Consider the following 12279-nt stretch of genomic DNA (forward strand, 5'->3'; position numbering starts at 1 on the left):
CTTTTTTAGGTTTTGTTAGAAAATGATTTAACGTGAAGAATTCCTGGATAACCATAACACTTCTCATTCTCCTGTCCATCCTCAGCATTTTTGTTGGTTATTCTGATGTCACGCCTTCTGACCTTTTCGCAGCCGATCCCCATGCGTGGCTTATTTTTTGGCAAACCCGTCTTCCTCGTACCATTTCAATCCTTTTAGTAGGTGCATCACTTGCACTTTCAGGTATGATTATGCAACTATTGACACGCAACCGCTTTGTCGAGCCATCAACCGCTGGAACTGTTGAATCTGCTTCCCTTGGTATTCTTTTTATTATGATTTTTCTGCCCGATATTTCTGTTTTAGGAAAAATGGTCGTTGCGACACTTTTTGCCATGACAGGCACTTTACTTTTTATGTTTTTATTGCGCCGCATTCCTCTAAAATATGCTCTCATTGTACCCCTTACAGGGATTATGCTAAGCTATATCATTGGCTCTTTAACCAATGCCATTGCAGATTATGAAATGTTACTTCCCTCTCTTCAAGCTTACTTATTTGGCAGTTTTTCAATGGTTCTTGAAGGAAAATATGAGCTCTTATGGCTATCCCTTCCCCTTTGTATTCTGGCCTATTGTACTGCTGATCGCTTTACGGTTGCAAGTTTGGGAGAAGATTTAACCAATAACCTTGGATTGAATTATCGTGTTGTCATGTTTTTTGGTCTTTTCATTGTCGCCTCAATCACTGCTGTTGTTGTCTGTACAATTGGTCGAATTCCTTTTGTTGGACTCATTGTTCCCAACCTTGTGTCAAATTTCATGGGCGATAATATGCGCCGTACCGCTCCTTGGGTGGCCATCAGCGGTGCAGGATTGGTCTTAATTTGTGATCTTGTAGGACGAATAATTCATCCCTCTCTTGAAATTCCCATCAGCACTATGATGGGTGTAATCGGTAGTTTTATTTTTATGATACTGCTTTTACGCTGGAGAAAGCGTCTTGGATAGAAGAAAAAAAACAATATGTGTACTAACAACACTTATCATCATAGCATGTACTGTCATTAGTCTTTATATGACGTGGAATATCAATGTGTATACATGGACATTTCGTCTTACAAAACTTTCCTCTCTGCTTCTTATTGCCTATGCAATAAGCGTTTCTACGGTTTTATTTCAAACAATCGTTAATAACCGGCTTCTTACCCCTTCAATTATGGGATTTGATCAACTTTATATTTTAATAAAGACTGTTCTGATGTATTTTGTAGGCTCTCTTTCTTTGCCCTTTTTAAATGAAGAAGGGCAACTCATTCTCGAAGCCCTCATTCTTATTCTTTTTTCAATAAGCCTTTTTCGCTGGCTCTTTTCAGGAAGCCTAAAAGGACTTCACTTAACACTTTTAATTGGTGTTGTTTTAGGCGGCTTTTTTTTCAGTTTACGGATGTTTATGCAATTGCAACTAAATCCAGACCAAATGATGAATTTAACGGATATTATGTTTGCAAATTTTAATAAATTTAATACATCACTAATAGGCTTTGCCACAATCATTGTCTTCATTGTGAGTCTGATTGGATGGCATTCCCGTCATCTTCTTGATATTTTGGCTTTGGGACGTGAAAATGCCCTTAATCTTGGCGTTAACTACCACAAAAGTGCGACAGCTGTCCTTATTTTTGTTTCCATTCTCGTTTCCATTTCCACCGCATTAGTAGGCCCTGTCACCTTTTTTGGACTGTTAGTTGCCAACCTTGCCTATGAACTTTCTCCTCAAGCAAAACACTGTGTTGTTGTGCCGATTGCAATATTATTAGCGATTATTTGTTTGGTGGGAGGACAATTTATTTTAGAACAAATTTTTCACATGGCAGGACGTTTAAGTTTTATCATTGAATTTTGTGGGGGTATTGTTTTCTTAATGTTACTGATGAAGGGAAAACTAAAATGATTGAGATCAATCATCTTTCCAAGGCTTACGGAGCACGATTGATTATCGATAATTTATGCCTTCATCTTCCCAAAGGGGGGATTATTTCTCTCATTGGGCCAAATGGTTCGGGAAAATCAACTCTTTTAATGCTGATAAGACGTCTTTTGCCATACCATAATGGTACAATTCATATCGATGGCTTTGATATTGATAAAATGCCCCACGATATTTTGGCTCAAAAACTCTCAATTCTGCGTCAAGATAATCCTTTATCCTTCCGTTTAACCGTGTACGATTTAGTAAGTTTCGGACGCTATCCTTATTCAAAAGGCTGGTATACACATGAAGATAAACAATTTATCGACAGTGCGCTACGCTATCTCGGCTTACAAGATTTAAAAGACCGTTTTTTAGATGAGCTTTCTGGCGGTCAGCGTCAACGCGCTTTTATAGCCATGGTTATCTGCCAAGATACTGATTATCTTCTCTTAGATGAACCATTAAACAATCTGGATATGAAACATGCCGTTTCTATGATGAAGCAGTTACGCCGCACAGCTGATGAACTGAAAAAAACCATTCTTATTGTTATGCACGATATTAATTTTGCCTCATCTTATTCAGATATGATTGTTGCACTGAAAAATGGAAAAGCAGCCTATTGTGGAACTCCCAAAGAAATTATGCAACCAGAAATTCTTAAAGACATTTATGATGTTGATATTCAAATCAAAACAATCAATGACATTCCTATCGCTCTTTATTATCGATAACCTAAAAGACTTTTTGCGCTTGCCTACACTGTAGAATCTGCTAGAGATGATAAAATTGGCTTATTGGGGAATAGTTTAATGGTAGAACAGCGGACTCTGACTCCGTCAATCTTGGTTCGAATCCAAGTTCCCCAGTGTAGCTTGCCAGCAGGTTTTGTATATTTTGACACTAGGTTTTGTACCAATGTAGCTTGTTGTAGCTTGCCAGCGGGTTTTGTATATTTTGACACTAGGTTTTGTACCAATTTATTTTTTTTCAAAGAGTTTTTAAGGAGTTCTCAAAGGGTCTTCAAAGACCTTTCAAAGATCGTTTAAAGCCTCTTTTCTTTTCTGCTCAAAATCGCAATTTGAGATGATCAATCATTGAGTTGGAATCGTATTATTTGAGAAGCAGTATGCATAAAATGGTATGACTTCTTTTAGCATAAATTGACTGATGATTTTTCTGTATCCTAAGCATACTATCAAAAAGAGAAAAAGCGTTTGAGCAATTCGGTCAACTTGACCGAATTCCTTTTCAGTATGCAATTGTGCAATGTTTGCACCATTGCTCCTTTTAGGAATTGGGTAAACATTACCCTATTGCTGTACTCATGCAATTGGATCAACTTGATCCTATTTCTCGTTTTAGCAATTGGTGCAAGTTGCACCTATTACTTACCTCCACACCAAAGTGCGAACTTTTGATTTTGGTCTCAATACTCTTCAACACCGATCAAAGGGTCAAGTTGACCCTTTGATTTTCTGTCACTCAGAGGTTTTCTTTTCTCCTGCCTCTTTTCCCTTGTTTGGTGCCTCTAAGGTTATTTCTGTTGTGTAACCGCTTTGTTTCTCATAGCAGTGGGTGACAGTGGAAGCTTTCCATGGACCATTGATTTGCCCACGAAACCCTTGCAATAAAAGAGGTTGATCCGCCATGATTTCGGGGCGTCCCTCAAGAGACAAAGAACCACTGCCCACAGCACGACAAAGTCGGTCTGATTCTGATGCCGCAGCAGCTTGTGCTTCTTCCTCACAAGTGTAACAAGTCCGAAGACGGCGCACGGGACCGCTAAACCCTGTCTGATGCTTGACTTGGCATTGCTGCCCTTTTGAGCGATCAAAATAAGAAGCTTCAATAGTGCCATATTGCGTGCGTGGCTCTAATGTGAATTCCCAGTTAGAACAGTCATACTTATGGATGTCGAGTACTGGTAAATTGTCACCGCTTAAAAATAAAAACTTATTGTCCTTGATCAAAAAACGTGCCCGCATGCGGTCGGCAAGGCGTGTTAGAAAATCAACAGCCGATTGATCTGTGCGAATCACATAAGGCAAAGGTTTTTTAGTGAACTGGGGACTGACCTTTGCTTGATAGCCATGGCGTTTGGCCAGTGTCTCAACAATCTCACCAACAGTTTTGTGATCAAAATGCTCACTCACCTGTTCTTTGAGCTCTTTACGCATCGAGGCACTTTTGCCACAAAGACGCAAGATCTCTCCATCACTGCTACCTGAACTTACCACTGACTCGACAACAAAACGCCCCATAAAAGCACTGATGCTGTTCTCATAGCCAAAAATCACCTGCAGAGTGTTGCCCGTTTGTGGAACCTCTAAGTCATTGCCACCATCATCAAATTCTGCTTCAAATGTATCGGCTTCATTACCGGCATGGTCCGTAATGGTTGCGGTTAAAAGACGCTGGTAAAAAACCTCATGAACAGGTTTATCTCCCACCTTGACCACAATAAAGGGGTATGTGCGCATTAATCCCATAACCGCTTCACCATGCTTTGGGGATTAGACAACACAAACTCAGGCAAAATAACCGTTAAGCCCCGCGGTAAAAGCACACCATATTTGGCAATCTCTGGATTGGCTTCCAAGGTGGCTTCTAAATAACCGTTTAGTGCCCCAACTTGGATGCGGTCTCTGAACACTGCCATGGCATGGTGAAAGCAGATAAGATCAAGACTCATATCCTCTAGCTCTACAACAACATGCTTTTCTGGTATTTTCATAGAGTTTGTCCCACTTGGGTTTGTCCCACCTGATATTGTCCTTGTGGTTTTCCGCCATTAAAAAAGGGCAAGAGTGTAATGGAATAGCGGATGCGCTGTGATTGACCAGAGCGACTGATATAGTCGTGCTCTTTATTGATCGTGGTGATCACCACGGGGCCATGGAGAAGGACACTATAGGTCGTATCATTGATCCAACGAAGCATCTGGACCGGCTTTGCTCTTTTGATCGTTGTGGTGATGGCATCAATGGCTACCCGATCACCAAATTCTTCTGGAAACCAAACGCCATGAATGGTTTTTGCATCATTGCCATAGCCGGTAAATTGCAAACTGGGCGACCTGCCAAAACGCTCCATACAAACCCATGAGGCAGAAAACTCTTCTTCAAAGGATTGGAAATTCAGCCAGTCCACATAAAATTGATGCGGTCCTAACATCATCAAAGGATCTCTCATAGGCTCCCTCCCCTCATTCTGTCCCGCCATGCAGCGCATTAGCGCGTGCACGTTGAATGGCATGGGCAACCGCACGACCGGTGGCAACAGGATCACGCGCGCCATTGACATGCACTGTGACATTTTGATTGTGTGTGATGGTGGAGTGATCTTTGTCTCTTTGCTCTCTCACAGAGTAATTGGCATACCCCGCCCCTGCAAATTGTGCAATCGGTTGAATGGTTGTTTTGCCTCCCAAAAAACTTGGCAAAAACTCTCTTAAATTAATGGACCCAAACCACCCCTTAATGCGATGAGGCAAAGATTTACAAAAATCTGTCAATTGTGAGATGGTGCCCATAAAACCATCGACAATCCAACCCGCTAAATCTTCGCCGGTTTGTTCCATACTTGCCCTAGCACCCTTCGAGAGCTTTTCGCGGGAGAAAAAGCTCCCCAACCATTGCCAAAAATTGGAAAGGCTTTGTTTAAACCCCTCCCACACGTTGCCAAACCACCTGCCAACAGCGCTAAGCCCCTGTTTAAACTTTTGCCAAGCTTGAGAGAAATCAAAAGCAGCAGCAATGATGTTTTTCCAACGTGTGATGGTGCTGGTATCTGCACCAAAAAAGCGCATGACAGCCTCAAAGGCACGACCAAAAGCGTGTGCTATTCCCCGTGCAAAGCCCTTTATAAAAGAAGAAAAGCGGTCCCAATATTTCCACAGAGCAAAACCAGCTGCCAGTATGACCGCCACAACAGCAGCAACCGCAGCCCCTACCGGGGTAAAAATAGCCCCCGCAACAGAGGCAATAGCTGCCCCAACCACTTCGATCACTGTCCCAACAGAGCCAAAAGAGGCAGCAAATGCACTTCCTGAGATCATAACGCCGCGAAACGCCGCCACAAGTAAAGTCATCGGGCGTAAAAGACGCAGCGCGCTCCCACCAAGCCCTGCCATCAATAACTTCAAGGAACGCCCTGAGGCTGCTAAGCCACGCCAGCTTGTTTTAAGCTTACCGCTCACACCAACAAGTTTGATCAAAGAGCCTATCAACTGTAGCAAGCCAAGGCGTGTGCCAGCCATGGTAAAGCGCAGCACGCGTAGAGCAATATTAAAAGCCATCAGAGCGGCAATGGTTTTGATGATCACACCGGTTAAAACAGGGTGTTCATTTGCCCATGCCATAAGAACATTGATAAAATTGCCAACAGTTTCCATCAAACTGTTGAGGGGGGGCAAAAGCACTTCACCAATGGTAACCCCTAAAGCCACAATGCGGTTTTGCAACAATTCAAATTGTCGCATGGCGCCAGTTGCTTGTTTGTCTGCTTCTTGTTCGACAGAGCCTTTAAAGACTTTTGGGTCTTCAACATATTTTAAAGCTTGCCCTAACAATTGGGGGTTACCCACCAATTTGGCAAAATCACCGGTAAAATCGCGCCCAGCAATGGCAATCAGCGAGCGCATCCCCTGTTCAGATTTGGCTAAAACATCAAAAAAGCGCACCAAGGTACCAGTGGCATCTTTATCCAGATCTTGCATAAATTTTTCGCGAGAAAGCCCGATATTGGCAAAAGCATCTTCAATATGTTTACCCCCCGCCTGTATGCGCGCACTCATCGCATTAAAACCACGCGCTGCACTCTCAGGCACAATACCAGCAGAAATCATTGCCGTACCAAAAGCCGCGGTTTCCCGTGCGGTCAGCTTAAACATGGTTGCCGCACCGGTGGCACGATTGGTAAAATCAGACACTTCACTTGCCTTGGCGGCCATGTGGTTAGAGAGATGATTGATGGCATCGCCTAAATCTTCAATGCCTGCCTGATTAAGCTTAAAGACATTGCGCAATTTGGCAAAGCGCTCCCCAATTTGATCCCCGCTCATATCAAAAGCAACAGCTGCTTTGGCGGCATAGATGCTAAAAGCTTCTAGATCTTGTTCGCCAATCCCTGCTTGGCTGGCACTGGTCATCAGTTCCAAAACTTCACGCGCCGCTAGCGGAATCTTGGTGGAGGTTTCAAGCGCAAAACGGCGCAATTCCTTTAAGCGATCAAGGGGGGCATCGAGAACCTTTTCCAAGCCTTTCATCGATTGGTCAAATTGCATGGCTTTATAGAGGGGTGCAATTAAGGTTGCTGTTTGCGCAATGGCACCCACCATGCGCCCCCGCGCTTGGATAAAAGCATTTTTCGCATTCTTTGTCGCATCCTCAAGATGCTCAGGGTCAAACCACCCTTTAAAATGCTGCCTTGTCTTGTTTTGGAAATGTGCAACATCGCTACTGAAAGCTGCAAGATCACGCTTGGCAGAAGCTATCCCCTCTTGCAGATGATTGACAAAACGCACAACAAGGGAAACATCCATGATCGTCTCTTATCCTAACTGATGGCTTTCATATTCTTGGGCTTTAAGGCGTGCGAGTTCTTCTCGATAGGCAATCACATCCAGCCAATCCATCTGGTTAATTTCTGAAGGCGCCCAGTGATAATAAAGGGCTAGCTCTGCTCCAAATTGTCCGGCAGAGAGGATTGGCGTTGCGTAAAAAAAGCAAAAAAAGCCTTAAAAACAGCAATAATGTCAACAACATCAAGACGATTAATCAATTCAACCGTTTCATGAGATATATCGGCTAAAAGCACGGCTATTCCTTCCATAGCCTCATGAGTAAATAAAGCCTCACAAAGCTTAAGAACAAGAACATCATTGCCCAATGTTGTTTTATCCTCTTCTAAGCCAAGCAGAACGAGCTCTACCAACTGCGGTCCAATCAACACCGCTAATTGGCGTGCTTGCTTGAAGTTTGGGCGATAAAAGGTCAGTTTCTTGCAGAGAGTTTCTTTGCCACCTTTGTCCTGATAAAGAAGCGGAACCTGCAACTCTACATCAATGCTGGTTTGTAAACTTGTCATGATCAATTCCTATAAGTTGAGAATAGAGCGGCGGCGAGAACCGATCTCTTGCCCATTGCGGACAAGCCAGCCACCCCGTTTGAACGAAAAGCGGTGCAAAACAGAGCCATCCCAAAATTCCGTATAGTCCCAAACATTTTTGATCTCGCAATCATAGCCTGTAGCTTTTCCAGCCGTTAAGCCTTCACTATCCACTTTGACCAAGCGCCCTGTAACATCAATAGAATGCTCATGCTCGCGCCCATCTTCTTCAGAGATCACATGTTTTTTGCCTGTAAATTTATGACGAAGACCAGGAGGACCACCAAAGATGCCGATAATTTCGGGGGTGTGGCTGCGGATTTTCATTTGCAAACCGAGAGCTTTCACACCAAGACCGCTCACATCAATTTGCATATCAGAACCGCCCGGTTGATAGGTTTCAGTGATTTCTTCCAACGTGGGCAGTTTCAATGTTTCAAGATCAAGGTGAAGATTCACATCATCATCAACAATTAGGGTAAAACCGCGTACAATGCGTAAAGTCATGCTTTAACTCCTTGCTGCTTTGCGATAAGTTTCAAGCGTATCGCCAAATTGATAAGTCATTTTCTTTTGAATATCTTCAGCCAGACGGTCAAAATAAGCGCTATTGCGCCGGCTGCCGAAACTTAAATCTTCTAGAGGGGGTACTTCTTCTGCATCAAATTCCACCCGTAACTTTCCAAGCTGTAAAGTACTGTTGGAATTTAAATCGCGGTCAAACCAGACACGTCCACCAAGTAATGCACCACGGGCAATCATATCATCAAGAAACTGCGTGAGGCTGCGGGTAATGGCAATAACATGTTGACCAGTAAGGTTTTCATCATTCGCCCAAGGGCGGAAATTGTTGATGATGGTTTTTTCCAATGCTGCACGGGTGCGCACCACATTGACAAAGCGCCAGAGTGGATCACTAGAGGTGGTGTGATTTCCCCATAAAATACGTCCATTGGCAGCTATTTGTCCCCCAGAATTACCTAAATGCGCATTTTGGCTAAGCCGTGCTGGAATAAAGGTCGCAATATCGGCTTGGTTGAGGCGGTTTGCCTCATGATCGATTTCCCCATCAAAATAGCTAATCGGGCGCGCCGTGCCTAAAATGCCATGCACATCTTGGTTGGAAGGAGACCAAAAAACACCGCCCCTTTGCTTATCACGTTTGATAAACATGGCGGCAGCAAAGGGACTTGCCGGTTTAACACTCCAACCCCCATCACTATTTGCCACCCGTACAAAGGGGTCAATCAAATAACAAAAGCGTGAGGAAAAATCTGCGCGATAGGCAAGGCTTTCTTCCGCATTTTTACCACCCGTATCAAACACCGCAATCGCTTGTAGCTTTTCTGCAACTTGTTCCAAGGCGTCTGCCACGGGGTTTTTGCCATTATCAAGGCGCCCTGCACTATAAGCTGGTGCCAGTAAAATCCCAGGCTCTACCCCTAAATGACCACGCGCATGTTTCAGCGCATGCACACCGGTTAAGGAAGCATAGGATCCCACCATCTCGTTTTGCGTCTCAGCAATGGTTGATTTTTCTTCCACACGCACAAGGATAATTTGTGCCTCAATCCCCTGTGCACACACTGCGTTAATCACATCAAGAGCCGTGCCTCTTGCCCCAAGCTTTTGGATTTTCTCACCCTCATGGCTAAAAATAAGGACAGGCTCGTTGAGGGGAAAAACTTGGTTGTCAGCATCAGGGGCTGTAACAACCGCTCCAATGGCGGTCTGATCAAATGTTGCTAAAGGACGGGAATCCTCACCAGCCTCTACAATGCGAATCCCATGATTAAATTCTGTTGCCATCTTGCTCTCCAAATCAATGAAGAGACCATAACAAGAAACAACAGACGATCATAAGACTGACACTGTCAGTCAAAAAGCCCTTTCAAAGAGCTTTAAAAGGACTTTAAAGAAAGAAAATCATACAAGCCTTTAAACGCTTTATACAACAATTGCTCCGTTGACCCATGCCATTAGTTTTTAAATAGCTTGTAACCTAGACTTGATTATTTTTCTCTTGTGGTTCTTTTATGAGCTCTACGGGTATACCTGTTTCTGTCATTTCAGGAGATGAGAGCTGTTTTGTGTTTTCATCAACAATAGGAGGAGAGAACACTCCATCCTTATAAGTCCAGCCGATTTGTGCTTCACTTGAAGGAATAGCTTCACCATCAAAGGCGTGAACATAATCTTCTGAGGCTACGATAATGTTTTTTACCACACCATTTTCAACAACTGCATATTCCATGAAGTGCTCCTATATAAAAAATTTCAACAATATTGCGCCATTTCCACCACTGCCACCAGATTGACCGATTGCATTCTTTCCAGAGAAATAACCTCCACCGCCACCACCACCTTTACCGTACATACCGTTATTGCCAAAACAAGCTCTGTCAGTAGAAGAACCTCCCCAGCTACTACCATATCCTCCACTTCCACCGCTAGCTCGAATAATCCCATTAATAAGTGTATCACCACCATTAGAACCTACGTTGTTTCCGTAAGGTCCTTTACCGCCACGACCAATTTGAGCCGCTCTTGATTTTTTAAGTTGCCATCCTTTAACTTTAACACATACATATTGACCGCCTTCACCACCCACTCCATTGTGAAGAGTTGTATATTTGCCTTCCATTTCTCCTCCTCCTCCCCCCCCTCCAGCACCCCAAGCTCGTATTTCAATATCTGTGTCATCTGTCACCCCATCAGGCAATGGAATAGTGCCACTTTCTGTCATAAGAATTTCGACAGGTTTTTTGTTTAATGAAGCGATTAATTTATCCATTTGTGTCTTGGTATAAGAAACTATTAACTCATCAACTTCAGTTATCAATTTATCCACTTGCGCCTTCGTATAAACAACATCACCATCGACTTTTAAAGGTCCTTTAAGCGAGCTACCACTCGCACTTAAGTTTGTGACCACTTCATCATTATGAGTGAGATTAAACGACGAATTACCCAACAGTTCTAAACTGCCACTCATAGTGACTTTGCTGGTAAATTTATTATAACTTTGCCATTCATTGGGGCTGGCTAAGCGACCATAGCTGGTCAGATCTTCGTTGATCTTGGCTCTAAAATCATCAAGCCCCACAATATCTTCTGTTTTATGTTGATGCGTTCCTAAAAGTGATATCGCACTGCCAAAGGTGAAGTTATTATTGCTTGATTTATAGAGAACATAATTATTGGCTGCGTCCTTAGCCCCCTCGATATCGCTTAAATCAGCAAAGGTGAAGGTTTTATCGGCTGCCATCTTGGCCTTAAGAGCTGCTTCAAGATCAGCAACATCACTTATGCTATGCATGTGTTTTGAAGGTGCTTTTCCCTCTACCTTTTCCTCAACCGTTATAAGAGCTTGATCAAGTTTATTGAGATTATCGCGCAAGATTGGAAATTCAGAACTGATAAAGCGTCCTTCCTTTGGCAATTCCATGTCGAGTTTTTTGGTTTTTGTCATCTCTCATTTTCCCCTCATAATATGCCGGCGCCAAAATCACTCACCATGGAGCGCGCCGCCGGTCCGCCGGTAAGGGTGAGTTTAAGGCGTGCTTGTTTGGCTCCTTTGTCGCTGCTCACAAATTTGCGCTCTGTCCAAAGCGGCTCGGATAACTGCTCTGTTTCGTCGAGTTTCAAAGGAACAAAAGCACCATCATCCAGTTGCATCTCGAGTGTGAAGGTTGCACCGCCCGGTAAAAAGGTTTTGATATAACTGGTTAACCTTGCCTTTTCCCCAAAGGCAAAAGCACGGGTGACATAAGTAGCTTCCTTATGAATCTTTCCTGCAATCAATTGTACAGGGGCAAATAAGACGGGTGAAAGCTTCTCTGTCCCTTTGAGAATGGCGCGAAGCTTGACTTTTTCACTGATATATTCGGTAAGACTGAGCAATTGAAAGGGTAGCAATTGATAAACTGTACCGTTGTTTCGTTCAATTTCAAAGATGACAGAACAATCGCTTGAAGGCAATTCAATGGCTGCACGGATTTGCAAATCAGAGCAATCAACAAGATTAAAAGTGCCAAGATCAATGGTTTTTTCTGTTTGTGTGTAGCGTGCGGCTAGCACTCGAAAAGCTAAAGCCTCATCTTGATGGGCGGTCCAGCTTTGTGCGTTAACTGAAGAAAAGCGTGGACCGGTCACGTAAGGGTGGCTTGAGACGTATCTCTGGTGTTCTGCATCAAAATCCCCAAGCTTTGCTAA

General features: G+C 43.5%; 12 protein-coding genes, 1 tRNA gene and 1 pseudogene. 4 read left to right on the plus strand and 10 right to left on the minus strand.

Going from position 1 to position 12279, the window contains the following annotated elements:
- Positions 1-32: 32 nt before the first annotated feature.
- From U736_RS0110500 to U736_RS0110515, 4 genes are all read left to right on the plus strand, one after another.
- Positions 33-989 (plus strand): ABC transporter permease, encoded by a 957-nt coding sequence (locus U736_RS0110500; RefSeq protein WP_026500776.1) that lies wholly within the window; start codon positions 33-35, stop codon positions 987-989.
- Positions 982-1932 (plus strand): iron chelate uptake ABC transporter family permease subunit, encoded by a 951-nt coding sequence (locus U736_RS0110505; protein ID WP_015856795.1) that lies wholly within the window; start codon positions 982-984, stop codon positions 1930-1932. Before U736_RS0110500 ends, U736_RS0110505 begins: the two co-directional genes overlap by 8 nt.
- Positions 1929-2687, plus strand: a complete 759-nt coding sequence (locus U736_RS0110510) for an iron ABC transporter ATP-binding protein (protein ID WP_026500777.1) — start codon at positions 1929-1931, stop codon at positions 2685-2687. The genes U736_RS0110505 and U736_RS0110510 overlap by 4 nt, the downstream gene beginning before the upstream one ends.
- A 64-nt stretch (positions 2688-2751) precedes the next feature.
- A tRNA-Gln gene (locus tag U736_RS0110515) sits at positions 2752-2822 on the plus strand.
- A 612-nt stretch (positions 2823-3434) separates the two neighbouring features.
- Here U736_RS0110515 and U736_RS0110520 read toward each other — a convergent pair.
- From U736_RS0110520 to U736_RS0110570, 10 genes and pseudogenes are all read right to left on the minus strand, one after another.
- Positions 3435-4436 carry a phage late control D family protein gene (locus tag U736_RS0110520; protein WP_026500778.1) on the minus strand — a complete coding sequence of 334 codons (1002 nt, stop codon included), beginning with the start codon at positions 4434-4436 and terminating at the stop codon, positions 3435-3437.
- The gene (locus U736_RS0110525) at positions 4436-4690 is read right to left on the minus strand and encodes a tail protein X (RefSeq protein WP_015856306.1); all 255 of its coding nucleotides are present in this window, start codon (positions 4688-4690) and stop codon (positions 4436-4438) included. The genes U736_RS0110520 and U736_RS0110525 overlap by 1 nt, the downstream gene beginning before the upstream one ends.
- Positions 4687-5148 carry a phage tail protein gene (locus U736_RS0110530; protein ID WP_026500779.1) on the minus strand — a complete coding sequence of 154 codons (462 nt, stop codon included), beginning with the start codon at positions 5146-5148 and terminating at the stop codon, positions 4687-4689. The genes U736_RS0110525 and U736_RS0110530 overlap by 4 nt, the downstream gene beginning before the upstream one ends.
- 13 nt (positions 5149-5161) lie before the next feature.
- Positions 5162-7498 (minus strand): phage tail tape measure protein, encoded by a 2337-nt coding sequence (locus U736_RS0110535; protein WP_026500780.1) that lies wholly within the window; start codon positions 7496-7498, stop codon positions 5162-5164.
- A gap of 131 nt (positions 7499-7629) precedes the next feature.
- Positions 7630-8043: a hypothetical protein gene (locus tag U736_RS0110545; protein ID WP_026500781.1), complete on the minus strand. Its 414-nt coding sequence runs from the start codon at positions 8041-8043 to the stop codon at positions 7630-7632.
- Positions 8044-8052: 9 nt separating this feature from the next.
- Positions 8053-8571, minus strand: coding sequence for a phage major tail tube protein (locus U736_RS0110550; RefSeq protein ID WP_026500782.1), 519 nt, complete (start codon positions 8569-8571; stop codon positions 8053-8055).
- A gap of 3 nt (positions 8572-8574) precedes the next feature.
- Positions 8575-9873 (minus strand): phage tail sheath C-terminal domain-containing protein, encoded by a 1299-nt coding sequence (locus U736_RS0110555; RefSeq protein ID WP_026500783.1) that lies wholly within the window; start codon positions 9871-9873, stop codon positions 8575-8577.
- A gap of 193 nt (positions 9874-10066) precedes the next feature.
- Positions 10067-10318: a hypothetical protein gene (locus tag U736_RS0110560; protein ID WP_026500784.1), complete on the minus strand. Its 252-nt coding sequence runs from the start codon at positions 10316-10318 to the stop codon at positions 10067-10069.
- A gap of 9 nt (positions 10319-10327) precedes the next feature.
- Entirely contained in the window at positions 10328-11536 is a 1209-nt protein-coding gene (locus tag U736_RS0110565; protein ID WP_026500785.1) for a Bgr_08870 family protein, read from the minus strand.
- A 14-nt stretch (positions 11537-11550) separates the two neighbouring features.
- A pseudogene (locus tag U736_RS0110570) lies at positions 11551-12279 on the minus strand (DUF4815 domain-containing protein); the annotation flags it as partial.

The organism is Bartonella grahamii ATCC 700132, from assembly GCF_000518085.1.
In the GTDB taxonomy this organism is placed as follows: Bacteria; Pseudomonadota; Alphaproteobacteria; order Rhizobiales; family Rhizobiaceae; genus Bartonella; species Bartonella grahamii.

Excerpts from the sequence above, each read along its gene's own strand:
- U736_RS0110565 (WP_026500785.1), bottom strand. The coding sequence starts at position 11,536 with ATGACAAAAACCAAAAAACTCGACATGGAATTGCCAAAGGAAGGACGC.
- U736_RS0110550 (WP_026500782.1), bottom strand. The coding sequence starts at position 8,571 with ATGACTTTACGCATTGTACGCGGTTTTACCCTAATTGTTGATGATGAT.
- U736_RS0110560 (WP_026500784.1), bottom strand. The coding sequence starts at position 10,318 with ATGGAATATGCAGTTGTTGAAAATGGTGTGGTAAAAAACATTATCGTA.
- U736_RS0110545 (WP_026500781.1), bottom strand. The coding sequence starts at position 8,043 with ATGACAAGTTTACAAACCAGCATTGATGTAGAGTTGCAGGTTCCGCTT.
- U736_RS0110530 (WP_026500779.1), bottom strand. The coding sequence starts at position 5,148 with ATGAGAGATCCTTTGATGATGTTAGGACCGCATCAATTTTATGTGGAC.
- U736_RS0110555 (WP_026500783.1), bottom strand. The coding sequence starts at position 9,873 with ATGGCAACAGAATTTAATCATGGGATTCGCATTGTAGAGGCTGGTGAG.
- U736_RS0110520 (WP_026500778.1), bottom strand. The coding sequence starts at position 4,436 with ATGCGCACATACCCCTTTATTGTGGTCAAGGTGGGAGATAAACCTGTT.
- U736_RS0110525 (WP_015856306.1), bottom strand. The coding sequence starts at position 4,690 with ATGAAAATACCAGAAAAGCATGTTGTTGTAGAGCTAGAGGATATGAGT.
- U736_RS0110535 (WP_026500780.1), bottom strand. The coding sequence starts at position 7,498 with ATGGATGTTTCCCTTGTTGTGCGTTTTGTCAATCATCTGCAAGAGGGG.
- U736_RS0110510 (WP_026500777.1), top strand. The coding sequence starts at position 1,929 with ATGATTGAGATCAATCATCTTTCCAAGGCTTACGGAGCACGATTGATT.